Origin of the sequence: Streptomyces sp. DT2A-34, assembly GCF_030499515.1 — a bacterium.
Taxonomy (GTDB): Bacteria; Actinomycetota; Actinomycetes; order Streptomycetales; family Streptomycetaceae; genus Streptomyces.
This window is the reverse complement of sequence record NZ_JASTWJ010000001.1, coordinates 3,440,126-3,464,754: the sequence shown is the minus strand read 5'-3', so window position 1 is coordinate 3,464,754 and position 24,629 is coordinate 3,440,126. Positions and strand designations below refer to the sequence as shown.

Sequence of the window (24,629 nt, the reverse complement as noted above, 5' to 3'; positions counted from 1 at the left end):
CGGTGGTGTGGCTCCGCCCGGAGGGAGCGCGGCTGGTCGCTCGGCGGTTGCGTGGGGCATCGGCCGGACCAGCGGGCAGGGTGGTCAAGTTTCAGCGGATGGAGGATGAGAGGGAGGGGGAGTTACGGCATGGGGCGGCGTGACGACTGGCGGACGGCGGCGGGCTCGCGTGTGTGGATCGAGACTGACAGGCGCGGGGAGTTCATCCGGTGTGAGGGGTGTCCGCGTCCGATCCTGATCACGGGTATAGGCCCGGCGAGGTTTGCAGCTCAGCGGCATGCGGATACCTGCCGGAGGTAGGGACCCAGCCTCCCTGGGCGCGCGTTGGCCGGCACGCTGCGGGAGGTCGGGACCGGTACCACTCGACGGGGGAAAGCTGCTGGTTACGTGCGTGGTGACCTCACGCGCGCACGGACATGGACCACGACGAAAGCCGCATTCGCGCGTGAGGTTGCCACGCTGGGCGGGGTCCAGGGGCGCGCTATAGCGTCCCTGGTACCACCGGCCCTAGGGAGTGACCTCCCTTGGCTCTGCGGTGGGCATGTGAGTGGATTCCTGAGGTCAGCAAGGGCTTTTCCTGCGCGGGGTGATGAACCGAACTGAAGTGCTTCAACTCGCCCTGTCTGCAAGGCCGTTAGCATGCTTCAATCTGCTGTCATGGTGACCATCGCAAGCGAAGTGAGTCAAACGATCATGACGCTGGTCGGGATCGCGGTGACGTTGGGCGTTGGCCTTCTTACGGTCTGGGCGACATTGAGGGCGCAAAAAAATCCCAAGCTGAGACTTGGCTATCGGTTGCAGTCAAGTGCCGAACTCTTGGCTAACCACGGGAGTAGTGGACTCTCCGTGACCCACAATGGCGTGATTCTCACTTCGCCTCACGTTGCAGCCGTTCAGGTTATTAATCAAGGCCGTCAGGATATTGAAAGTGGAATGTTCAGCGGCAGTATAGAATTTGAATTGGGAGAGCCTATCTTGGCACTGCTCAGTTCCGAGAGTTCGCCGAGCACCACGCAGGTGCCGGCGGCCACTGTGTCCGGTAGTAAGCTACTCCTACCTCCTTCTCATCTGCGGAAACAGCAGGAGGTCACCTACACTCTGCTGCTTGACGGTCCTGTTACGGGCCTAACTGCTACGGAATCGCTAATTAATGTCGACGTGAAGAATGCCGGTTCTGGGGACAACCTAGGGGTCAAGGGGTGGGTGCTTGTCGCCCTTGTGTCTCTAGTGGCATTTTTCTTCATCGGTTCGGTGTCGGCCATGATGCTTCCCAACGATTACGTGGCATGGCTTCAGGAGCTAGATAACAAGTTTGGTGGCTGACCTCATGGCAAGCCTGAGGCCAACTTGCAGTAGTCCGAGGAGGATTGACGCCCTGAGTGAGTGTCGGGCGGCGCCGGAACGGTCGGCATGCTCCTTCTAGCGACTCGGCAACGCAACGAAGCCACTGCGACGAATCCGCGGTGGCTTCTCTGCTTGGTATAGGGCGGCGGTGCTGTCGGGCGGCTGGTCGTCCGGACGGGACCGGCCGGAGGCCGCATGCCCGGGCGAGGCGGCCAGAGCCGCCCGGCGCGCCGAAGGCGCGCCCTTGAACAAGTAAAGAGAAGTTAGTCCGATGCGGGTGGCCGGCAGCGGCACGCTTGGCGGGTCCTTCGGCGGCGTGACGGGATAGGTGAGCTGACGGGTGAACGGCGGGGCCTTCAGCTCCTCAGATGCGGCTTCTCGCCGCGACGGCGGTCAGGCGGTAGGTGATCGAGGCCGTCAGCGGCGATGTCACTGCGGGAAGCGGGCGTTCACATCACCTCTCAGCCCCTGAGCGTTCGCTGACACGCGCCTTATTTCAGAGTGAGGTTAGAGACCCACGGGTCCCACTGCTGGAAGTTTGTACCGTCGGCGTTGAACGTCTTGAAGCCTTCGATCCCCAGCTTTTCTCCGGACTCGGAGGATTGCAGGATGTCGCAGAGGTCGGCCACCGTGGAAACCCGTTGATCCTTTACCTTGGTCACCACATCACCGGCCACAACCGCTTCCGCAGCCGGCGAATTTGTGCGAACAGAAGACACGAATAGGCCTTGGGCGTTCGCCTTCAGGAGAACCTCCTGCGTTTTCGCTATTTCGTTCGCGTAATCCGGATTCGATTCGGGTAGGTCTGGATCGTTGAGATCCATTATTTTCCATCCCGGATCGTTCTTCTTTTCGCCTTTTGCAAGCGCATCGAGCATTGGATGTGCATGGTGTTCGCTGATTGCATAGAACTGGTTTTGGATATCTCCTGAGGAGTACAGGGTGTTGATGCCTACCACTTTTCCTTCCGAGTCGAGCAGCGGCCCTCCCGAGTTACCTGGATTTACGGTAGCTGAATGCTGGACCAGGGAAGGGAAACGAGGGGAGGAGGGAAACGGCGTGGCTGCCACGTCTGGCGACTGGACTTCACCTGACGCATGAACGACATCCTGCGTCTCACTCTCAGCAATCGAACTAGGGTAACCGAGTGTGACCAGGGTATCGCCCGCTTCGAGCTTAGTGCTGTCGCCGAACTCCAACTCCTTCAGGTCCGGTTGCCGCGTGGCCAATTTGAGGACAGCGATGTCCTCACAAGGGTCACTGCCGACAAGCCGTACGGGAACGGGCTTCTGGTCCTGAATCACCACCTTCAAAGATGCTTGACCCTGTATTACATGGGCATTGGTGACGATCAGTCCTTCTTCAGCGTCATAGATGAAGCCAGTTCCGGAACCCAGGTTTCCGAGTACATGCACAGTCGCTGGCGCGGCTCGCTTGTAGATGTCGTTGGGATCGTCAGCCCTCGCAATTGCTGTCCCACTCAAGGCGATCGCAATCGCCGAGCCACCAGCAACAGCCGCTCTCACACCTGCAACCATGAGGGGCGCCCTTCAGGACTCCGGGCGATCCGCCCGACCGCCGGACCCAGCCCGGAAATGATCACTGTTCTCTTCAGTCTACGCTCACCGTTCTGCACCGTCCTGTGCGGGGAGTGGGGTTGGGTGTACGAACGTTGACTTCGGCTTTAGGTTGGTTGTTGAACAAATGAATGGTCAACTTTTAGGGAGGTGAAGTGGGAAGTTGAGAGATCCGGTTGAGTGCATCCTTCCCCAGCGAAGCTGCAGCGGTAAACGAGGCGATCTGAAAGATCGAGATGCAAAGGCACCGCTCGTGGCGCAACATGGCAAGAAAGGCTGCCTTCTATGCTCCGTTAAAGGAGGGGTGATCATTGCAGTACTAGTCGCGGGCTACCAGAAATAATCCTGCATAGTATATGTGCCGCCCTCTTGGGGTTTGCTCTGATCGCCGTCAGTGGCGGGGCCGCATACGGGCAGCCCTTGAAATTCCTGGCAGGCTGATCGGCATTTGGGTCGCTGTAGACAAGACGTCCCAGCTAGAATTCGCAGCAGACGGGACCTACCTATTTATTCAAGCCGGAGAACGCAGCTGGTCCGAACAAGGGACCTTTGCGGTCGAAGAGCATGGAATCGTAATTTCGCAAGACCAGTCACAGAGTCCACCAAGCCCTTACGTTGAGACATGGAGTGTTGAAACCCTCGACTCGGGAACAGATGAGCTCGTCACCAAAGGCGAAGGTGGCTCCTATACGTTTCGTGAGATGAAAATCTGGGAGTGCGCCGTTCCCAGCGAAAAACAGCCAGGCGCTTGAATTGAGTCACGCCCGGCCGGCACACCTCAACCTGGAGCCGCTGCCCCGACGCGGGTCAGCGGCTGGTGCGCTTGGCGGCGGTCTTCGTCGGCGTCAGGGAGAAAGTGAGCTGACAGGTGGCGGCGGGGGCCTTGAGTTCCTCGCACAGCAGGGGGCGGTCCTGGTCGGCGTCGGCGGTCACGCGGTAGGTGATCAGCAGGGGGCTGGCGTCGCTGAGTCCGAGTGCGGTGCGCTCGTCCGGGTAGGGGGTGCGGGCGGTGACGTGCTCGGTGAACGACAGGCTGAGGCCGGCGTCGGCAAGCTGTCGGTACAGGTCGGCTACTTCGGCGTTGGGCTGCTCGGCGAGGGTGGGCACGTCGGCTGCGGTTGCAAGCGGGATCAGGACACGGTGGGCCATGCGGGCGCCGGTTGCCGGGTCGTACAGCATGCGGTCGACGTTGATGGCGTCCTGGTCCTGCTGGTCCAACAGGGCTGCCGGGGGGCCGTCCAGCGCGCTCCTGCTGACGGCGGGCGCCTCGGTCTGCGTCGTCTCCGGCAGGTGCCAACTCCCCTTCGTCGTACGTTGGATGGACCGTTCAACGCGGGTGGCGGGGAGGGCTCCGCCGACGGCAAGGACGATGCTGCCCTTGCCCTGCTGGGACTCGACCAGTCCCATGCGGCGCAGCTCGGCGACGGCGGAGCGCGCGGTGTGCTTGCCGACCCCGTACATCTCCACCATCTGAGTTTCGGACGGCAGGAGTTCGCCGGGCTGGTAGCGGCCTCGGCGGATGTCGTCGGCCATGCGCTGGGCCACCTGCATGTACATGGCTGGTGCGCGTTCGATGTGCTCTCGGGCTGCCATGGCTGCTGTCCTTCTCAGGTCGGCGGTGAGTAGTTCAACGGATGCTCGACGTTCGTGGGGTGGGTCGTCGTGCCGCGTTGCTTGTCAGTGGGTCCTGGTATAGGCGTGCGTGCACTCATGAGGATAAGTGGTTGAGCGTCTGACGTACACCCAAACCCACTCATCCGGATAAGTGTTTGACCTGAATCGGGTGCCGGGTGATGATGATCGCCTCAACTCATCCGGATGAGTGGCCGGATGGGTGTGTTGTGAGATGAGGTGAACTCCGTTGGAAAACAAGCCGATCGACGTGTCCCGGCTGGGCACGATCCGGTGTGAGATCGCGCCGGAGCCGCGTACGACGCAGGAAGGTGATCAGCGTCGGGACCGTGACGGTAACCCGTTGTGGATCACGGGCCTGGCCGTGCGGCAGCCGGAAGGGCGCAGGGTCGATGCAATCGACGTGACGACGGTTGGGCAGCCGCAGGGCCTCACGGAGGGTGCTGAGGTCAGGGTCGCGAACCTGTGGGCGCGTGACTGGGCGTTGGAGGGCCGCACGGGTACGACGTACCGGGCCGACTCGATCACGCCCGTTGCGGGCTCCGGTGGTGGCTCCGCTGCTGCGGCTGCTGGTCCGCGCGGGAAGTCCTCGGGCGGTGATTCCTGATGGACCGTTATTTCTGGAACGTCGGCGGCCCCAAGGGTGACGGCCTGGCCTGCGTGGTGTGCGGCGCGAGCTTCATTGACGCGCGAGTCACGTCTGTCCCGGTGGGCCGCAATCCTGCTGACGAGTCAGAGGTGTTCGCCTGCAAGGAACCGTGCGCGGTGGTGCTTGCCGAGGACGCCGAACGGATGGCCCAGGAGATGCGGGCGGCCGCCGGTCTGGACGACGCGGACGTGCCCGACGGCCACGACGATCCCGTGTTCTGCGTAGACGGTCACTTCGGCTCGCTCCTGCGGGACTTGCGGACGCTCGCCGGTACCGAGGCGCTGCTCACCACGTCCGACGACATCACGACCATCCGGTTCCTCCTCTCCCTGACGGCCCGTCACGCGGAGACGGCGATGATGCGCGCCCGGCTGGTGCTGGCCCGCACCAAGGCGCCGGACACCAAGGAGGGGGACGAGTGATGCCCGCCTCCCTGGTGGTGTGGATCCTGACCGCGCTCCTCATCGTGGGCGTGCTCACCCAGAGGTGGTGGGAACCGCGTCTGGAGGCGCGGGGTGTCCCGGTGCGGCGGTGGCCGTGGCGCTGGTGGCTGCTCGGCTACCCGGGAACCGCGCTGCGGATCGTGGCGACCTGGCGGAGGCTGGCCTACCTCAACGGCCTGTCGGTGAGCATGGCGCCGGACCGTCGGGTGATCGGCCGTGACCTCGTGGTGCAGGGACAGGCACTCAAGCCGAAGCCCCCTCGACTGTCCTGGCCGGTGCCCACGGCAACCGGGCTGACGCTGCGGGTGCTGCTGCATCCAGGGCAGACTCCGGCGCCGTTCTACGCGGCGGCCCGCGCCATGGAACACACCTGGCGCGTGCACAGTGTGCGGGTCACCTCCCCGCGCCGGGGACAGGTGGTCATCGACGTCACGGCCAGGGATCCGCTGGCCGAGGACGCCCCTTCCACCCGTGTGCCGGCTCACGCACTGCTGGCCGCTGACGTGGGCGTTTTCGAGGACGGCGCCCCATGGCTGATCGACCTGCGGCGTGTCCCTCACTGGCTGGTCACCGGGGCCACGCAGTCGGGCAAGTCGTCTTTGCTGGCGGCGCTGGTCCTCGCGCTGGCGCCTCAGCGGGTCGCCCTGGTCGGCATCGACTGCAAAGGCGGCTTGGAGCTCGGCCTGTTCGGCGGGCGGCTCTCCGCGCTGGCCGTCGACCGGACACAGGCGCTCGGCGTGCTGTCCGGTGTGGTCGACGAGATCCAGGCACGGATGAGGTGGTGCCGCTCCTGGGAAAAACGGTCGGTCTGGGAACTGCCCGAGGAACAGCGGCCGGTGCCCCTGGTCGTGATCGTCGATGAACTGGCAGAGCTGTACCTGACCGACGGCTCCCGCGAATCGCGGGACGAGGCAGAGCAGTGCGGAACCCTGCTGCTGCGCATCGCCCAACTCGGCGCGGCGCTCGGCGTCCACTTGGTCATCGCCGGACAGCGGGTCGGCTCCGACCTCGGCCCCCGCGTGACCGCGCTGCGCGCCCAGCTCGGCGGACGCGTCGCCCACCGCGCGCATGACGCCGGGTCGGCCGAGATGACCTTGGGCGACATCAACCCGGACGCCGTGATCACCGCGCAGAACATCACCGAGGACGAACAAGGCGTCGCGGTCGTCGCCATGGGCGGCCGGTGGATGCGCGCCCGCTCCCGCCTGGTCAGCACCGCCGACGCGGCCGAGATCGGACAGATCGATCCGCCACAGGATCCGTTCCTGACCCAACCCGACCCCGTCACCTTCGAGAAAGGAGGAATTACGGCATGACACAGACACATATCTGGGTCATCGACTCATTCCTGTTCCTGTACGTCGTCCTGACGTCGCGGTCACGGGAAATCAGGGCCTATCAGGCAACGCTGATCGCACTGTTCGGATTCCTCCTCGCCGGTACGCCTTTCTCCTATCCGGTGTGGGCGATCGTCCAGGCCATCGGAAGCCTCTTTTTCGGCTGACCCCGGAAAAAGGAACCAAGAGGCGGCAAGAAGCCGCCTTGAAACCCTCCCAGAGGAGAAAATGAAATGCAGATCCGTCAGAACCTCGTCCGTGTTTCCGCTGCTGCTGCGACCACGGCTGTGATCGTGGGCGGCAATGTGCTCACCGCCCCGACCGCTTCGGCGGCATCGCTGCCCAAGTCGTGCACCTGGGAATGGGCTTGGCCGCAGAAGATGGAAGCTACCAGTGCTGTAAACCTGCGGAGCGGCCCCGGAGCTAAGTACGCCTCCCTCGGAATCCTGTACAAGGGCACTCGATTTACCGAGTACTGCGACAAGGATCACGAATGGAGCTACGGCAAGGTCACAAGCGGGCCGAACAACGGAAAAAAGGGCTGGGTCAAGTCTGATTACGTTGGCTGGAACTAAAAGAGACCGTCCGTATGGTCCCATTCGCCTCCTTTTCGGCTGACACCGGAAAAGGAAACCGTGAGGCGGCAAAAGGCTCCCTCGAAACTCTCTCAGAGGAGAAAACGCAATGCAGATCCGTCACACTCTCGTTCGTGCTCTCGCTGCAAGCGCGCTCGGCCTGGCCGTCACGGCAGGCGGTCTCACGGCGACCGCTTCGGCCGTCTCGCTGCCCGCAGGGTGCATAGCGCATTACGCCCAGACCATGAAGACCGATGCAGCCGTAAACCTCCGCAAGAAGCCCACGAGGTCGTCTACATCCCTAGGAATTCTCCAGAAGGGAACCAAGTTCAGGACGTATTGCTCGAAGGATTTCCTCTGGTATTACGGAAAAGTCGGCAGCGGAGCCAACAAGGGTAAGTACGGCTGGGTAGTCGCCGACTATCTCATCCCGTAGTAAGCCGATAGCTCCAATGGGCCGATTCCGGCCGAGTTCGGAGTTCACCGACACTCTTTTCTCGCATTCATAGCTGATGCGAGCCATAGCAGGAGTTGACCCATGACCACCGCGCCTACACCTCGTGAAAGGGGGCCACCCGTGTACCCGATATCGGATGAGGCGCGGCGCTCAGTCCTCAATGAGGCTGAGCGTCTGCGCCTTCTTTCTGCCACCGAACGCGACCTGATCCGGGTCGTCCACGAACCCGGATTCTCGCGCTGGCTCGAACAGATCAAATCCATCGGCGGCTGCGCCCACCCGATCTACTTCGCCGGACACACCACCACCCGCGACGCGGTCACCGGCGAGGTACTGCGGCACTACGACACCAGCGACGAACCCGGCGGCCGGATGCCGGTGCGCTGCCGCAACCGCCGAGAAACACGCTGCGAACCGTGCTCCTACCTGCACGCGGGCGACACCTTCCACCTGGTCCGCTCCGGCCTCCTGGGCGGCAAAGGCGTCACCGACAACGTGCAGCGCCACCCCCGCCTCTTCGTCACCCTCACCGCCCCCTCATTCGGCGCCGTACACCGCGCGAGCGGCCCTGACGGGGCCCTATGCCGCCCCCGACGAGACGGCGGAGTCTGCGAACACGGGCGGCCTCTCGACTGCGGCCACAAGCACGCCGACACCGACTCCCTGGTGGGTCAGCCACTCTGCCCGGACTGCTACGACTACGCCGGACACGCCCTGTGGCACGCGTCCGCCGGCGCCCTGTGGAACCGCTACTGCCGCACGCTTCGGCGGCATCTGGCGACTGCCGCAGGAATCACACAAACCCGCCTGCGCGAACACCTCACGGTGTCCTTCGCCAAAGTCGCCGAATACCAAAAGCGCGGGGCCGTGCACTTCCACGCGGTGATCCGACTCGACGGGCCCGACGGTCCTTCCTCGCCCCCTCCATTGTGGGGCACGACCGAACTCCTTGAAGGCGCCGTACGGTCGGCCGCTGAACACATAGAGGTGCACACGCCCTATTCCCCGGCCACAGGTGAGCGGGTCATCAAGTGGGGAAAACAGATCGATGTCCACCCGATCCGCAGCGATGCATTCACCGAATCCTCGGCCGTGACTGACAACTCCGTTGCGGCCTACGTCGCCAAATACGTCTCAAAGAGCGTTGGCGACGCGGGTGGCATCGACTACCGCATACAAGACTTCGACAGCATCCGCCTCGCCCCCGTGAATGCCCACCTACGGGCGCTTATGGCGGCCTGCTGGCGCCTGGGCGGCCTGCCCGAGCTGGACGCACTGAACCTCCGGGCCTGGGCTCACACTCTCGGCTACCGGGGCCACGTCCTCACCAAATCCCGCCAATACTCCACTACTTACGGGGCGCTGCGCGCCGTGCGGGCTGACTATCAAGGCGGTGGCCGGCTTGCCCTGGAAGACCGAGAGACCGTCACCGACTCCGCATGGCGTTACGTCGGCTCCGGGCACTCCCCGGCGGAAGCGGACTTCGCATGCGGCATAGCCGAAGACATAGCCAGCCTCCGCGAAATCAGAAGAGACATGATCGCCGAGGGGTGGAAATATGCCGCGTGAGGAATGCGCAGGATGCTCACATTCCTGTTGTGGGGAAATGAGAAATGCTGAGATTTTCCAGAGGCTCCGACGCACGGAAGAGAGTTGGGATGCCAGTAATTTCGATTGGGGGAGGAGGCATTGACGAAGGAAGAATGGTTGGCCCGCGAACTCGCTAAGATGCCGAAGCGGGGTGAGGCTTGGCGCGCGCGTGTGATGAAGATGTGGGGTCTGAAGAAGGTCAACAAATGATGAGAGCCCTCCCTTTTCTGGGAGGGCTCTCATCGTTTTAGGCGTCGGCCTTCTCTTCCTCCGGTTCCTCGTGCCATACGATCTCGATGAACTCTGGATCGAACCGTTTGCCCCGGCCTATGGGATGGATGATCACGGATCGGATGCTCTGAGTAAGCCGGGCGCGCTTCTCCTCCATTGCCAGATCTGTCCAGTCCGATAGGGCATCCGCGGAAAGTAGCCTTTTGCGCTTCTTCTGAAGCGCCAGCTTTCCGCGCTTCCCCAAGAGTTCGTCTCGTTCGCGCTCAAGCTCCTCAATCGCATCCAAAGACTCACCCATTGAAATCCGCTTCTCGCTGCGCCGCCTCTTCACGTCGGACATTTCCGCCGCGATCTCCGAAAGTCGATCATCGTGCACTTTCTCGTCGATCTCCTCGGCAGCCTGTTCAATGGCATCTCCGAGCCCTTGGCGAGTCCCCAGCAGGAACGCACTTTCAACAAGGTCATCGCAAGGTGGCCCGCAGCGGGTGACACCCCCGCATCCGCCCTGGCTGACGAGGCACGCGTACCGGAAGCCCCACTTTTCGTATGACGAGGTACCGGGCTCGTAGGGGTTGGACCACATCGGGCTGAGGCACTTGCCACACCGTGCGATGCCTGACAGGAAGTACTTGACGGCTGTGTCGTGGGGCTCTCCCTTGTTGCCGTCGCGTCGATTGTCCTTGCGCCGCTTGATCTCGTTGACGCAGGCCCAATATTCATCAGGAGTACAGGCCGGCTCCCAGTCACCCAGGACCGGGTTGCCCTCAGCGTCGCGGACGATGCAGTCGGGAAGCCACAGGCGCCCCGCGTTGCGCCGTTCGTCCTGGGGGGCGTACATGCGAAAGCCGGCGTTGCGAGGGTTCGTGAGGATCGCTTCCGCAGCCGCGTGGCCGATCTCCCGCTTGCCCTCGCGAGATCGCTTTGTCTTCCTGGGTACGTGCCCGAACTGAACGAGTCGCCTTCGGAAGGTCCCGACTTTGAGGCCGCCAGGGACGGCCCTGATCGCTGCCAGTAGAAACGGGTGCTCTGTCTCGTGGAGCGTCTTCCTGTCCTCGCCCCATCCAAAGGGACGAGGCGCCCCATGCATGGCGCCCTTGTTGGCAACCCGTCGGTTGGTTCGCTTCGTGCGGCGCTTGATGTTGCCAATCTCCATGTTGCCTACGGTGGCCTGCATGACGAACATGCCTCGGCCCTCGACGGTGGAGAGGTCAACGCTTCCCTCGACGGATCGCCCGATGTAGTCGGGGTTCATCTCGAAGATGCGGCAGACCCGCGCCGCGTCGTAGACGAGACGAGCCAACCGGTTGGAGTGAAGGAAGAGGACGCCACGGATCACCCCGGCTTCAAGGTCGCGCAGCAGGGCCTCAAAGTCGTCACGAACGATGAACGGATCCGATGCCGGCGTGTCGTTGTCGCAGTAGTCGCGCACAATGACGGCGCCCCGGCGCGTCAACTCGGGGTCATGCTCAGCAAGGAAGCGGATCGCTTCCTCCTGCTCCTTGACCTGCTCCTGAACCTCCCGCCAGTCAGATTCCAGGCCCTTGAGGGCCTTGTCGATCGAGACGCGGCGGTACATGCCAAGTGGTATGCACGTATCGGAGACGGTGTGTTGCAGCACTTCCACGTGGTGATCCCTTGTCTGCCTGCTGCGTGCTGACGCAGTTGTCCATGCTGGTCAGCGGCCTGCAAGCAGCCTCCCTGAAGACAAGATCACACAGAGGTTCCATCACCTCAAAGTGTTTTTTGCTTGCCTTCGGTCAGGCGAAGACGATCTTCCACTTGCCCTCGTAGGTCTTGTGGTTGATCGTCTCGAACTCCTTGCCCTTCTCCAGCGAGACGCAGGCGGTCAGTTCGAACTCGGGGAACTTGTCACCGACAGTGAGCACGCGCTCTCCTTGCAGCGAAAGAGACACCTGTTCGGTACAGGTGTCTCCCTTGGGTTGGACCTTACCGATCCTGGCACAGGCCGCATTGATACGGGAAATAGCTACACTCGGTCAGGTTGATAGGAGGTGCCTATCTATGATCGTGAGGCGGGATGACCGTGGGTAAGAGCATGCCCCTGGGCAAGAAGCGGCAGCCCAGCCTCGCCCAGCTGCGGGCCTTCGCCGCCGTCGCCGAGCATCTCCACTTCCGGGACGCCGCCGCCGCGATCGGGATGAGTCAGCCCGCGCTCTCGGGCGCCGTGTCCGCGCTGGAGGAGACGCTCGGGGTCACGCTGCTGGAGCGCACGACCCGCAAGGTGCTGCTCTCGCCGGCCGGCGAGCGGCTGGCCGTACGGGCGAAGGCGGTGCTGGTGGAGGTCGGGGCGCTGATGGAGGAGGCCGAGGCGGTCCGGGCGCCGTTCACCGGGGCCCTCCGCCTCGGAGTCATCCCCACCGTCGCGCCGTACCTGCTGCCGACCGTCCTGCGCCTCGTCCACGACCGGTATCCGCACCTCGACCTCCAGGTGCACGAGGAGCAGACGGCCAGCCTCGTCGAGGGGCTCACGACCGGCCGCCTGGACCTGCTGCTCCTCGCCGTGCCGCTCGGTGTGCCCGGCGTCGCCGAACTCCCGCTCTTCGACGAGGACTTCGTGCTCGTCACCCCGCTCGACCACTGGCTCGGCGGCCGCGAGGGCATCCCGCGCGAGGCCCTCAAGGAGCTGAACCTGCTGCTCCTTGACGAAGGGCACTGCCTGCGCGACCAGGCCCTCGACATCTGCCGGGAGGCGGGCCGCGAGGACGCGCCGGTCACCACCACGGCCGCCGGGCTGTCCACGCTCGTGCAACTCGTCGCGGGCGGCCTGGGCTGCACGCTGCTGCCGCGCACCGCCCTCAAGCTGGAGACGACCCGCAGCAGCCAACTCCTCACCGGCTACTTCGCCAACCCGGCACCCACCCGCCGCGTCGCCCTCGCCATGCGGACGGGAGCGGCGCGCGCAGCGGAGTACGAGGAACTGGCCTCCGCCCTGCGCGAGGCGCTGCGTCCGCTGCCGGTGCGGGTGGTGGACGGGGAGGGGTGATCCCTGTGTGGCCTTCGCGGTGTCGGTGAGGGCGGGGGGTGGCGGTGGTCGGCTTGGTGTGCGGGCGGGGTGGGGCGTAGGCCGTCTCGCCGGCTTGTGCCTGGTCCGGGCCTCGGCTGTGTCTGGCGACCGGGGGCGATCGGGCCGGTGGGCCCAATGGCGGGAGAGGGTTGGATGCCGTGCGTGTGCGCGGTCCTGTGCCCGCTGCCGGTGCGGGTGGTGGACGGGGAGGGGTGATCCCTGTGTGGCCTTCGCGGTGTCGGTGAGGGCAGGGGTGGCGGTGGTCGGCTTGGGGAGGGCGGCCCTGGATGCTGTGCGTGGGTGCGGAGTCCTGGGGCCGTTGCCCGTTCGGGTGGTGGACGCGGAGGGGTGAGCTACGCGTGCCTCAGGCGTCCCGACCGGTGGGGTCCGGACGCCTGAGGCCGGGGTGGGGCGGCAGCCGTGGACGGTGTGCCTACTCCGTACGCAAGCCGTCCGGGCGCATCAGTCGCAGCAGCGGCGGCAGGCTCAGCAGTGTCACCGTGAGGACGATGCCGGCGCCGACGCCCAGCATCGACACCACGCTCGTCCAGTCCACGATGACCGGCGTGGCCGTCATCCGCAGCAGGACCGCGCCCAGTGTCAGCCCCACCACCGAGGACAGCAGCAGGCCCAGGGCGATCGGGATCGCCGTCTGCCACAGCACCGACAGGCTCAGGGTGCGGCGCCGGGTGCCGAAGGCGACCAGGGACGACAGCAGCTTCTTGCGGTCGCGCAGCTGCTCCAGCTGGGAGACCAGCAGGCTCGCGCCGATCAGCGCCAGGACACAGACGGCGCCCACGAACAGGCCGGTGCGGATGGTGCGGTAGCGGTCGGCCGTCTGCGTGGAGGACCAGGTCATGGGGTAGGACAGCGGGTCCGCGGCCGTCGCCGTGTTCCGCACCCGGTCGTACGCGACCGGCACCGAGCGGTCGAGCTTGAGGTACACCTGCCCCCGCAGCGCCGGCGTGGCCGCCGCGGGCAGCGCCTTCGGGGTGACGAGGAAGCCACCTCGCTGCATACCCATGAAGTCCTCCTGCGTGCGGGCCGGCTTCAGGCCCTTAGGCACGGCCCAGGCGATCTCCTGCCGCGGCGGCCCGCCCTCGTACGACGGGTCCAGATACAACGTCCGGCCCGGCTGCTTCGCCAGCTTCGGGGTGTCCTCGTCGTACTCGGAGTTCGACACGTAGAAGATGTCGCCGTCCCGGCAGGAGGGAAGCTCGGCCGCCTGGCGCAGTGACGTGCAGTCGCCGACGGTCATCTCGATACCCATGTCCGGGTCCTTGCGCCGTTCGCCCAGGTAGCCCTCGGCGAGCGCGTAGACCTGCTGGACGCCCTTGGTGTCCCGGAACTGCTCGACGGCCGGGCCGAGTCGGGCGTTATGGGACATGGACACCTGCATCTGCGCCCGCTGGGTGTCGTACCGGGACTGCTTCGTGTAGTCGCTCTCCACCCCGGCGAACAGCATCTGCAGCGCGATCGCCCCGGCGACCGCCACCGCGACGCCGTTGACCATGCGGGCCGCCGTGCCGCTGCTCAACTGGAGCCTGCGGACGGCGAGTTGCCAGGCGACGCCGCCCGGGCCGAGCCGGGCGACGACCGCCTCGACGACCCACGGCAGCAGGGTGGTCACGCCGATGAGCAGCAGGAGTACGCCGCCGATGACCAGGTATTCGTTGAAGGCGCCGTTGTCGCGGCCCTGGCCGATCATCGGCCACAGCATCGCGAGGCCGCCCAGCGGCAGCAGCAGCCGCCACCACAGCCGGCGTCGCGAGGGCTTGGCCGTACGCACCACACCGAGCGGCTCGATCACCACGCCGCGCATCGCGAACAGCGTGACCAGCACCGCCGCCGCCGGGACCGCGAGGCCGACCAGCAGCGCCAGCGCGGGGGAGGGGTTGAGGTAGCTCGGGAACACGCTGACGTCGAACACCTCGACCGAGCCCGCGATCTGGCGGCCGATCAGGAAGAAGCCCGCACCGAAGACCAGTCCCAGCACCGCCCCCGCCAGCGCCTCGCCGGCCGCGATGCGCCGGGTCATCCGGCTGTCGGAGCCGACCAGCCGCAGCGCCGCGAGGCGGCGGTCGCGCCGCTCACCGCCGAAGCGCACGGCCGCGGCGATGAAGACGGCGACCGGCATCAGCAGCACCACGAAGACGACGATGACCAGCAGGATCAGCACGGGGTCGGTCCGCGTCTCGGTCGGGCTCGTGTCCCCGAACCGCTCGATACGGGCGACCCGGGCGCCGTCGATGTACGGCGCGAGGCCGTCGCCGCCCCGGAAGAAGGCGAGTTCGTGCGAGCCGATCAGCCCGCTCTCCCCGATGGTCCCGACGATCCGCTCGGGCAGCCGCTCGCGCAGCAGCTTGGCGTCGTCCGACTCCAGCAGCTTCTTCAGCGCGGGGGAGACGACCATCTCGCCCACCGCGGGGAACTTCTCCAGCCCCGGCGGCAACGGTGCCCGGGCTCCCTCGGGCTCCAGCGCCCGGCCGCGGATGTCCTTCTCCCGGAAGTCCGTGTCGACGTCCGCGACGATCAGGGTGCGGTCCGACTTCTTCAGATCCGTGTAGCTGTAGTCGATGTCGGCACGGGCGCTCTCCCGCTCGTGCCGGACCGCCAGCATGTTCGGGACCGCCGTCGTCAGCAGCAGCAGCGCCACCCCGAGCCCGACCCCGACGGCCGTCAGCAGTGCCCGGACCCACCCCTCGCGTCCGCCGGCGAAGGCGAACCGGACCCCCATGCCCAGATCCCGGGCCCTCCCCCAAACTCTCGACTTCGCTCGAGCCCGGGGATGCCCCCATCCCACGCTCATACGACCCGCTCCATGTCCCGCGACTTGCCGTCCCGTACGACGATCTCGCGGTCGGAGTAGGCGGCGACCCGCGCCTCGTGCGTGACGAGGACGACGGCGGCGTTGGTCGACCGGGCGGCGTCCGTCAGCAGCTCCATCACGCGCTCGCCGTTGAGGGAGTCGAGCGCGCCGGTCGGCTCGTCGGCGAACACCACGCGCGGGTTGGTGACCAGGGCGCGGGCCACGGCGACGCGCTGCCCCTGACCGCCGGAGACCTCACCGGGCCGCTTCTTGCGCAGGTCGTCGACCTCCAGCCGCTCCATCCAGGTCAGGGCGGCCTTCTCGGCCTCCTTGCGGGAGGTGCCGTTGAGGCGCAGCGGAAGGGCGACGTTCTCCACGCAGGTGAGCTCCGGCACGAGCTGACCGAACTGGAACACGAACCCGAACTCCGAGCGCCGGAGCGCACTGCGCTGGGCGTCGCTCATGGTGGCCAGCTCGCGGTCGGCGTAGGTGATGGACCCCGAGTCGGGCGGCACGATCCCGGCGAGACAGTGCAGCAGCGTCGACTTGCCGGAGCCGGACGGCCCCATCACGGCGACGACCTCGCCGGGGTGGATGGAGAACTCGGCCCCGTCGAGCGCCATGGTCGGGCCGTAGGCCTTGCGCAGCTCCTGGGCCGCGAGCAGGGAACCGGGAGGCGGTGTCACTTGACCACCACCTCGGCCAGCTTGTCGAGGCGCGCGGCGGTGAGTTCCAGCCAGCGCAGGTCGGCCTCGAGGTGGAAGAGGGCGTGGTCGCAGATGAGCTGATCGGCGAGATTCCCCTTCCGCTTCCGGTCGGTGAGGATCCGCATCATGCGCAGGTGCTCGGCGCGCTGCGTGTCGAGGATGTCGGCCGCGTCGCGCCGGGTGAGCAGGGCGAGGACGACCTTGGTGTAGAGGGTCGACTGAAGGTACGGCTCCGGCTTCTCGGGCGTCGCGAGCCACTGCTGGACGTCGGTGATCCCGGCGTCGGTGATGGCGTACCGCTTGCGCTCGGGCCCGCCGCCGGGCTCGATCCCGTCGACCTCGACGAGCCCGTTCTTCAGCAGCCGGGACATCGTCGAGTAGACCTGGCCGTAGTGCAGCGGCCGGTCGTGACCGAACTTCTCGTCGAAAGCCCGCTTCAGGTCGTAGCCGTGGCGGGGGCCCGATTCCAGGAGGCCCAGAAGGGTGTGACCGATGGACATGGCCATGACTCTACACGGGGTGTATACGCCGCATGTATACGTCGAGTGTGTAGATCATGGCGGTGGGTACGGCGGTGGTACGACGGCCCAGGTGGGGGCCGATTGTCACGGTTCTGCTACTGGGACTCGGGTGGCTTCACGGGAGGACGGCCACGGCGGGCGATCGGCTTGGCCTCGCCCGGCAGTCGACCCGCCTCCGCGAGAGCGCGTCGCAGCAGGAACTCGATCTGCGCATTGGCGGACCAGTTCGTCCCCAGCCCACCCCGCCCGGTGCGCGGGACCGGGAGCAGGGAACCGTCACTGTTGAAGTGCTCTCCCGACTGAGGCTGGGAGATTCCTGCCTACCTTGCGGTGGCGGGCTTGACGCCTCGTGGGCGCCTGACGACTGCCCTTCCGGCAGCCGGGATGAGCGCGTGGCCCATCCGGTACAGGTGCAAGATGTTCCGGGCGGCGTTGTGGTCGGCGTTGCCCGACCAGCCGCAGTCCTGGTTCTTGCACACGAACGTGGACTGGTCCTGTCGGCTGCCCGGCGTGATGAAGCCGCACGCGGAGCAGCGCAGGGAGGTGTTCGGGGCGGGGACCTTGTGCAGGGTGCCACCGTGGCGGGCGGTCTTGTACGTCAGCATCGTCACGGTGCGGCCCCAGGCCTCCTGACTGATGGAGCGGTTCAGGCCGGACTTTTGCGCGACGTTCTTCCCCGGGTTGTCGATGGTGCCCCTGGCGGACTTGACCATGTTCGGGATGTCCAGGTCTTCCACCACGATCACGCCGTAGGCGCGGGCGAGTTCGGTGGTGGTCTGGTGCTGCCAGTCAGTGGCGCGGCGCGTGGCTGTTGCGCGTAGCCGCTTGATCTGGTCGTAGGTGTTCTGAAGTCGGCGAGCGGTCTTCTCGCCGCGTTTGTGGAAGCTCTTGCGGTGCGCGGCTTGCTGCTCCAGGCGCAGCAGCTTGGCCTTCTCGTCGGGGTTCAGCCACTTCTCCCGATCGGCTGTGCCGTTCGGGAGCCGGGGCGGTCGGCCGTGGTCCTGGTGGTTGCCGTCGGACAGGGCGAGCGGGACGTTGACTCCGGTGTCGATGCCGACCTCGGACCCGGTGTGTGGCTCGGGCGCGCTCTGGAGGGTCTGGATGCGGAAGGCGATGTGCCAGCCGAGGGCGTCCTTGACCAGCCGGGCTCCAGTGATCCGGTTGTCCGCGTTTGCGTTCTTGCGCACGGGCAGGTCGCGACTCCAGCGGAAGCGTATGCGGCCGACCTTGGGGATGTTGACCATGCCCCAGCGGCGGTGCACCCGCTTGACGTGCAGGTCGCGCCCTTGGGGGATGTCCACGGACATCATCGTGCGGAAGCGGGCCTTGAAGTTCGGTGCGTCGGCCCTTCCTTCCCAGCAGTTCTTCCATGCTCGGTGGTAGGTCTTCAGGACCACCTGTGCGGCCTGGGCGGGAAGCACGGCGAGCCAGTCGATATCCCGGCGGGCCTGCCGGATCGCCTCGTCCGCGGCCCTGAGGGAGCGGCGGCACTTCGGCGTCATCATCCATAAGTCGTGCAGGAGATTCCACGTCGCCCGTGCGGCGTGGGCCTGGGAGTCGATGAGCCGGACCTGTGCAGGGGTCAGCGCCAGCCGGGCACGATGCCCGAACTGTCGAATCTCCTGCGCACGTTCCGTTGTCACGCGATCACCGTAGCATTTGGTTCATGACACCGCGCTGGAATCCAAACCCCGACGTACGCGCAGGCCGCCATGTCATCCACAACCTTCATGTCCACTTGGTCTTCGTCACCAGATACCGGCGCGAGGCCATGACAGGCGAGATGCTGACGCGCTGCGAAGAGATCATGCGGGAGGTCTGCGAGGACTTCGAAGCCGAGGTGGAGCAGTTCGACGGAGAGGACGACCACGTACACCTGCTCGTGCACTACCCGCCCAAGGTCCAGCTCTCCAAGCTGGTCAACTCCCTCAAGGGCGTCTCCGCCCGGCTCCTGCGCAAGGAATACGACGCCCACGTCCGCAGGTACCTGTGGGATGGCCACTTCTGGTCGGGCTCGTACTTCGCCGGATCATGTGGCGGGGCGCCGCTCACCGCCGTACGCCAGTACATCGAGAACCAGCAGCGCCCCGTGTGACGCCCGTCGTGGGCACGGGCTTGTGCACGAGCCACGTGATGCACATTCCCGCCCGAGCAACCCTGTGCACCCCTCAGTAGTCGGTTCTGATGGAACAGGTGCTGATTGTCACGTCCGCAAAGACCGGATCGGCTGCTCTTTGTCACATCTTCCGGTGTTAGCTTTCTGAGCTGACCTGAGCGGCGAACCTGTGTGGTAGATGCGCACACAAGAGCGAAGCGGAGCGGAGCTGACCCATGGGACGAGCGGAAGAGAGACGAGCGCGGCAGCGCGGCGGCCGCCGCGCGGCGCCCCGGCGTTCGTCCGGGACGCCCTCGCACTCGGGGGCGGGCGACTCGCCCACCGTCATAGGCGCCCCGTCGGCGGCGGTCGGCGGCCGGGCAGCGGCCCGCCGGGCGGCCAAGTCCGGGGGCAAGGGCGGTGACGGCAAGGGCCGAATGCGCCGGCTGTTCACCTGGAAGAAGATCCTCGGCACGTTCCTCGGAGTCTGCCTGCTCGGCATCGGCGCCTTCATCGCGCTGTACATGATGATCGAGATTCCCCAGGGCAACGACGATGCCAAGCTGCAGAGCAACATCTACAAGTACAGCGACGGTTCGGTCCTGGCCCGCACCGGTGATCTCAACCGTGAGATCGTGCCCCTGTCCGAGGTGCCCAAGCCGGTGCAGCGGACATTCGTCGCCGCCGAGAACAAGACCTTCTACAACGACTCCGGCGTCGACCTCAAGGGCACGGCCCGCGGTCTGCTCAACACGCTCAACGGCAAGGGCGCCCAGGGTGGTTCGACGATCACCCAGCAGTACGTCAAGAACTACTACCTGACGCAGGAGCAGACCGTCTCCCGCAAGCTCAGGGAGCTGGTCATCTCGCTGAAGCTGGACCGCGAGAAGTCCAAGGACTACATCCTCGCCGGCTACATCAACACCAGCTACTACGGCCGGGGCGCCTATGGCATCCAGGCCGCCGCGCAGGCCTACTACCGCACCGATGCCAGGCGCCTCACCGTCGAGCAGGGCGCCTACCTCGCGGCGCTCCTGCAGGCGCCGAACCAGTACGACTGGGCCATCGCAAGTGACGACGGCAAGCGCCTGGCCAAGGCGCGCTGGAACTATGTGCTGGACAACATGGTCGAGCAGGGCTGGCTGGACAAGGCCAAGCGCGACGCGATGACGTTCCGAGTGCCCAAGCCGGCCAAGGAGGACCCCGGGATGGGGGGCCAGACCGGCTATCTGGTGAAGGCCGCCGACAGTGCGTTGGAGAAGCGACTGGTCGAGACAGGCACCGCCGAGGACGCCAAGCAGGCCGAGGCGATGGTCGACCAGGGCGGCTGGACCGTCACGCTGAACATAGACAAGAAGAAGCAGGCGGCGCTGGTGAAGGCCACCCGGACTCAGCTGACCGACAAGCTGGACCCCAAGAAGCGCAAGGTCGACGCGGACGTCCAGGCCGGCGCCGTCTCGGTGAACCCGAAGACCGGCGCGGTCGTCGCGATGTACGGCGGCGAGGACTATCTGAAGCACTACCTCAACAACGCGACGCGCAGGGACTACCAGCCCGCTTCGACGTTCAAACCGGTGATCCTCGCCGCGGCCCTGGAGGGGAAGGCCGAGACCCAGGAGGGCAGGCCGATCACCGCGGACACCGTGTACGACGGCACGAGCAAGCGCCAGGTCGTCTCGAACGGCGAGAAGGTCGGGTTCGCCCCTGAGAACGAGGACGACGAGGACTACGGCGACATCACCGTCCAGACGGCGATGAACAAGTCCGTCAACTCCGTCTTCGCGCAGATGGGCGTCGACGTCGGTATGCCCGAGGTGATGAAGCTCGCCGGTGAGCTCGGCATGGACATCGAAGGCCAGCAGGCGGTGCCCGCGCAGACCCTCGGCACCATGGGCGCGAGCCCCCTGGAGATGGCAGGCGTCTACGCGACCCTCGACAACCACGGCAAGAAGGTCACCCCGGCCCTCGTCAAGAGCGTCGAGCACGACGCCCTCAAGGTCACGCTCCCGGCCCCGATCGGCGACCAGGTCGTCAGCCGCGAGACCGCCGACACGGTGACCTCGGTACTGACCGGCGTGGTCGACGACGGTACGGCCCGCAAGGCCGTGGCGCAGAACCCCAAGCATGACGGCCAGGACGTCGCCGGCAAGACGGGTACGTCCGACGACAACAAGTCGGCCTGGTTCACCGGTTACACACCCGACCTGGTCACCTCGGTGGGGCTGTTCGGCGAGGACGACAAGGCTCCGCACCCTCAGGTCAAGATGTACGGCGCCGGCGGCAACGACCGCGTCAACGGTGGTGGCTTCCCGGCGGAGATCTGGTCCGCCTACATGTTCGGCGTGACGAAGACGGACGCCGAGTTCGACCTCGACACCGACCAGGGCGCGGCCGTCCAGCCGACCTGGACGCCGACACCGACGCCGGAGCCGACGACCGAGGAGCCGACGGAGACGCCGACGACCGAGGAGCCGACACCGACACCGACGCCGACGACCGAGGAGCCGACGGAGACGCCGACGACCGAGGAGCCGACGGAGACGCCGACGACGGAGGAACCGACGACACCCCCGACGGGCGAGCCGACGGACGACATCACCGTGGCCCCGGTGAGACCCGGCGGCGACGACTCGTGACAACAGGAAGGCGCCCGGCACCGTACCGGGCGCCTTCCCCGTTGCGTCGACGGCCGGGCAGGCCGTTCGACGTCAGGCGGTGGTGACCCGCCAGATGCCGCAGGCCCAGATCTCGCTGTCCGCGACGCTGCCCTTCCAGTGGCCGCGGCAGGCGGCGACGGCCACCTCGGTGCCTTCGGCGATATCGAGGTCGAGGTGGCGCGTGGTGCCGGCGCCCCCGCTGTTGAACCACCACTGGTCCTTCGAGCCGTACTGTATGTGCGCGACGACCGACTCGCCGTTCGCGACGCTGTCCTCGATGTACAGGTGCTCGCCGTACGGCTTGAAGGTGGACCCGCCCCCCCGCCGTGCCGCTGCTGTCCTGCTGCGTCCAGGCAGTGACGTTGGATCCGTCCGCGTAGGCGGATGTGTTCGTCAAAGCGATTCCCACAGCCGCGACAGCGATGGCGGCGGATTTACCGAGTGTGCGCTTCATTCAGGCGTCCCGTCCTTGAATTTCAGTCATTGAATCCGAGCGAACTCGAACTCGCCTGCGCAGTATAGGCATTGATCTCAGAGCGCAGCCGGAAGCGACTCCTGAGACCGCCTCAGGGTTGTGCTCGAATTCCATTCCATTGAGATCACGGTTGAGTGAAGACTGGGTCCGCTCGGTCCGTGGAGATGTAGATCTCGTCTCATATCGGACTTGACCGCCTCGCGTCGGCGGTCGAAGATCACAATAATTGTGACCAGTGGACGCTAATTCCCGCGCATTTCCAGAAGTTGACCCCAGAGGAAGACGGAGTTTCATGGCTGACGAGATGGTGCTTCGCGCCCAGAGGTTCGTCAACACCACTTACAACAATGGCGCGACGCTCGGCATATCCAAGCTGGAGGAGAACGGCCAGACGGGCTGGCCCGTGATGTACGCCCTGACCCGGGCTCTCCAGTACGAAATGGGCATCACCGCCCTGTCGAACTCCTTCGGGCCGACCACCCTGGCGACGATCGGTGAGAAGTACGGCAAGTTGGATGAGACGACCATCCCCTCGGCGAACTTCTGCCGGATCATCCAGTCAGCGCTGTACTGCAAGGGCTACGACGGCGGCGAGATCGACGGCACCTACAACGATCGCGTCAAGGACTCTGTTGTGAAGCTGCACCAGAACATGGGTGTGGCCGACATCTACCCGGGCAGCTCCTTGTGGCCGAAAGTGGTCAAGGGCCTGTTCAACATGGACGCGTACGTCACCGTCCTCAACGGGTCGGACGCCATCCGTTCCATACAGCAGTGGCTGAACGGCCGGTACATCCTGCGCAAGGACTATTACGTCATCCCTTGCGACGGCCACCACTCCCGCGACGTGGCCAAGTCGATGCTGCTGGCGATCCAGTACGAGCTGGGCATGGCCGACGGTGTGGCGAACGGCGTGTTCGGGCCCGGCACACAGTCCGGCCTGAGGAGCCACACCGTGTCGCTGGGCACCACCGGTGTCTGGGCGCAGCTGTTCACCGCGGCCATGATCCTGAACAAGCGGAACGTTCCCTTCGGGAGCTTCACCTCCACGGTTCAGTCGGGCGTGGAGACCTTCCAGTCCTTCAGCAAGCTCCCGGTGACTGGCGCCGGCGACTTCCAGACCTGGGCCTCGCTGCTGGTCTCCTACGGTGACCAGTCCCGCAAGGGCACGGCCTGCGATGGCGTCACGATGATCACGCCCGCGCGGGCGCAGGCGCTGAAGGACGCCGGCTACAAGTACATCGGCCGCTACCTCTTCAACCCCTCCTCCACGGACCTGCCGGAGAAGCAGATCCAGCCCGGCGAGCTGGCCACCATCAAGGAGTACGGGCTCAGCTGCTTCCCGATCTTCCAGACATGGAGCCGGTCCGCCGACTACTTCAGCCCCAGCCAGGGCGCCGCCGACGCGTTCCGCGCGATCGAGTGGGCCAAGTACCACGGCTTCAGGCCCGGCACCATCATCTACTTCGCCGTCGACTACGACGCCATGGACGGCGAGGTCACGCAATACGTCATCCCACATTTCCGCGGGGTGATGCGGACGATCGGCGAGAACTCCAGCTACGGCGTGGGCGTCTACGGTCCCCGCAACGTCTGCCAGCGCGTCGCGGACGCCGGGTACGCCGCGGCGAGCTTCGTGTCCGACATGTCCAGCGGTTTCTCCGGCAACCTCGGCTACCCGCTGCCGACCAACTGGGCGTTCGACCAGATCTCCACCATCGAGGTCGGCTCCGGAGCCGGGCTGATCGAGATCGACAACAACATCGTCTCCGGCCGCGACTTCGGCCAGAGTGACTTCGACGCCGGCGCCGACCTCGGCGGACTGGACACGAGACTGGACGAGGCCGCGTACCGGAGCCTGATGCTCCAGGACGTGAAGGCCTACCTGGAGTCGATCGGCGTCCCCGAGACCGGCGGCGACGGCTGGACCGACAAGGACTGGGCCAGCCTGGGGGGCATCTCCAACACGGAGGCGTTCAACACGGTGGTGGACGCGGACTGGCTCTTCACCTCACTGGCCCGAACGCTGCGGATGCGCAAGGCTCTCATCCAGGCCCCGGTCCTGTGGGAACTGCGTAAGCTCAACCCTCTCGACTTCGCCTCCGACGCAGCGGTCAAGGCAGGTGAGCTGGACGACTGCAGCACCGGGTGGGGACAGATCTTCGCCGCGACCGCCATCAAGGCGCGCAACTACTGCATCGGCGAAGGCATCATCAACGGTGAGGGACTGGACTACAACTCCAAGACCGACCTCCGGAAGGTCTGGGACCAGCTCCACGACGACGAGGTATACAACGTCCGCACCGTCGCCTACGTGCTGCTCTGGAACTCGGAGCTGCTCGGTATCGACCGGCCGGACCTGAGCGGCAACGTCCACGTCACGGAGGCGGTGCTCGGACAGTACAACGGTACCGGTCCGGATGCCGAGCAGTACGGACGAGAACTGATGGGCCTGTACAACGTCCTGGAGCAGTACAACGCGTTGTCGCGCGCCCAGTAAGACCG

Annotated in this window: 20 protein-coding genes; 12 read left to right on the top strand and 8 right to left on the bottom strand. The window is 65.7% G+C overall.

Annotation, left to right across the window (positions count from 1 at the left end; all coding sequences use genetic code 11):
- Positions 1-657 precede the first annotated feature (657 nt).
- Positions 658-1,323 (top strand): hypothetical protein, encoded by a 666-nt coding sequence (locus QQM39_RS15020; RefSeq protein ID WP_301997211.1) that lies wholly within the window; start codon positions 658-660, stop codon positions 1,321-1,323.
- A 512-nt stretch (positions 1,324-1,835) separates the two neighbouring features.
- Here the strand turns inward: QQM39_RS15020 and QQM39_RS15015 are convergent.
- Both QQM39_RS15015 and QQM39_RS15010 read right to left on the bottom strand, forming a co-directional pair.
- The gene (locus QQM39_RS15015; protein ID WP_301997210.1) at positions 1,836-2,882 is read right to left on the bottom strand and encodes a S1C family serine protease; all 1,047 of its coding nucleotides are present in this window, start codon (positions 2,880-2,882) and stop codon (positions 1,836-1,838) included.
- 846 nt (positions 2,883-3,728) lie between these two features.
- Positions 3,729-4,514: a GntR family transcriptional regulator gene (locus tag QQM39_RS15010; RefSeq protein ID WP_301997209.1), complete on the bottom strand. Its 786-nt coding sequence runs from the start codon at positions 4,512-4,514 to the stop codon at positions 3,729-3,731.
- A gap of 268 nt (positions 4,515-4,782) precedes the next feature.
- On the opposite strand from QQM39_RS15010, the gene QQM39_RS15005 reads away from it, so the two are divergent.
- The 7 genes from QQM39_RS15005 to QQM39_RS14975 all read left to right on the top strand — a co-directional run bounded on the left by QQM39_RS15005 (position 4,783) and on the right by QQM39_RS14975 (position 9,583).
- Positions 4,783-5,160 (top strand): hypothetical protein, encoded by a 378-nt coding sequence (locus tag QQM39_RS15005; protein WP_301997208.1) that lies wholly within the window; start codon positions 4,783-4,785, stop codon positions 5,158-5,160.
- Positions 5,160-5,624 carry a hypothetical protein gene (locus QQM39_RS15000; RefSeq protein ID WP_301997207.1) on the top strand — a complete coding sequence of 155 codons (465 nt, stop codon included), beginning with the start codon at positions 5,160-5,162 and terminating at the stop codon, positions 5,622-5,624. The genes QQM39_RS15005 and QQM39_RS15000 overlap by 1 nt, the downstream gene beginning before the upstream one ends.
- A complete protein-coding gene (locus QQM39_RS14995) occupies positions 5,624-6,961 on the top strand; it encodes an FtsK/SpoIIIE domain-containing protein (protein WP_301997206.1) in 1,338 nt (445 codons plus the stop codon). Before QQM39_RS15000 ends, QQM39_RS14995 begins: the two co-directional genes overlap by 1 nt.
- The gene (locus QQM39_RS14990; protein WP_301997205.1) at positions 6,958-7,149 is read left to right on the top strand and encodes a hypothetical protein; all 192 of its coding nucleotides are present in this window, start codon (positions 6,958-6,960) and stop codon (positions 7,147-7,149) included. Before QQM39_RS14995 ends, QQM39_RS14990 begins: the two co-directional genes overlap by 4 nt.
- Before the next feature lie 66 nt (positions 7,150-7,215).
- A complete protein-coding gene (locus QQM39_RS14985) occupies positions 7,216-7,557 on the top strand; it encodes an SH3 domain-containing protein (RefSeq protein WP_301997204.1) in 342 nt (113 codons plus the stop codon).
- Positions 7,558-7,666: 109 nt separating this feature from the next.
- The gene (locus tag QQM39_RS14980) at positions 7,667-7,993 is read left to right on the top strand and encodes an SH3 domain-containing protein (RefSeq protein WP_301997203.1); all 327 of its coding nucleotides are present in this window, start codon (positions 7,667-7,669) and stop codon (positions 7,991-7,993) included.
- 141 nt (positions 7,994-8,134) lie between these two features.
- Entirely contained in the window at positions 8,135-9,583 is a 1,449-nt protein-coding gene (locus tag QQM39_RS14975; RefSeq protein ID WP_301997202.1) for a replication initiator, read from the top strand.
- A 268-nt stretch (positions 9,584-9,851) separates the two neighbouring features.
- On the opposite strand, the gene QQM39_RS14970 is transcribed toward QQM39_RS14975, so the two are convergent.
- Both QQM39_RS14970 and QQM39_RS14965 read right to left on the bottom strand, forming a co-directional pair.
- On the bottom strand, positions 9,852-11,459 hold the full coding sequence (locus QQM39_RS14970) for a recombinase family protein (protein WP_301997200.1): 1,608 nt from the start codon (positions 11,457-11,459) through the stop codon (positions 9,852-9,854).
- Between the two features lie 133 nt (positions 11,460-11,592).
- Entirely contained in the window at positions 11,593-11,721 is a 129-nt protein-coding gene (locus tag QQM39_RS14965; RefSeq protein ID WP_279617157.1) for a hypothetical protein, read from the bottom strand.
- Positions 11,722-11,873: 152 nt separating this feature from the next.
- Here QQM39_RS14965 and QQM39_RS14960 point away from each other — a divergent pair, with 152 nt between their 5' ends.
- The gene (locus QQM39_RS14960; RefSeq protein WP_301997199.1) at positions 11,874-12,839 is read left to right on the top strand and encodes a LysR substrate-binding domain-containing protein; all 966 of its coding nucleotides are present in this window, start codon (positions 11,874-11,876) and stop codon (positions 12,837-12,839) included.
- 454 nt (positions 12,840-13,293) lie between these two features.
- Here the strand turns inward: QQM39_RS14960 and QQM39_RS14955 are convergent, their stop codons facing one another.
- From QQM39_RS14955 to QQM39_RS14940, 4 genes are all read right to left on the bottom strand, one after another.
- Complete coding sequence (locus tag QQM39_RS14955; protein WP_301997198.1) at positions 13,294-15,597, bottom strand: ABC transporter permease; 2,304 nt, start codon at positions 15,595-15,597, stop codon at positions 13,294-13,296.
- Positions 15,598-15,665: 68 nt separating this feature from the next.
- On the bottom strand, positions 15,666-16,355 hold the full coding sequence (locus QQM39_RS14950) for an ABC transporter ATP-binding protein (RefSeq protein ID WP_301997197.1): 690 nt from the start codon (positions 16,353-16,355) through the stop codon (positions 15,666-15,668).
- Complete coding sequence (locus QQM39_RS14945; RefSeq protein ID WP_301997196.1) at positions 16,352-16,876, bottom strand: PadR family transcriptional regulator; 525 nt, start codon at positions 16,874-16,876, stop codon at positions 16,352-16,354. The genes QQM39_RS14950 and QQM39_RS14945 overlap by 4 nt, the downstream gene beginning before the upstream one ends.
- Before the next feature lie 341 nt (positions 16,877-17,217).
- Positions 17,218-18,459 carry a transposase gene (locus QQM39_RS14940; RefSeq protein WP_302003586.1) on the bottom strand — a complete coding sequence of 414 codons (1,242 nt, stop codon included), beginning with the start codon at positions 18,457-18,459 and terminating at the stop codon, positions 17,218-17,220.
- Between the two features lie 104 nt (positions 18,460-18,563).
- Between QQM39_RS14940 and tnpA the strand changes: the two genes are divergently transcribed.
- From tnpA to QQM39_RS14925, 3 genes are all read left to right on the top strand, one after another.
- Entirely contained in the window at positions 18,564-18,992 is a 429-nt protein-coding gene (gene tnpA, locus QQM39_RS14935; RefSeq protein WP_301997195.1) for an IS200/IS605 family transposase, read from the top strand.
- Between the two features lie 236 nt (positions 18,993-19,228).
- Positions 19,229-21,628, top strand: coding sequence for a transglycosylase domain-containing protein (locus tag QQM39_RS14930; protein ID WP_301997193.1), 2,400 nt, complete (start codon positions 19,229-19,231; stop codon positions 21,626-21,628).
- A gap of 788 nt (positions 21,629-22,416) precedes the next feature.
- Complete coding sequence (locus tag QQM39_RS14925) at positions 22,417-24,624, top strand: glycoside hydrolase domain-containing protein (protein WP_301997192.1); 2,208 nt, start codon at positions 22,417-22,419, stop codon at positions 24,622-24,624.
- Positions 24,625-24,629 lie beyond the last annotated feature (5 nt).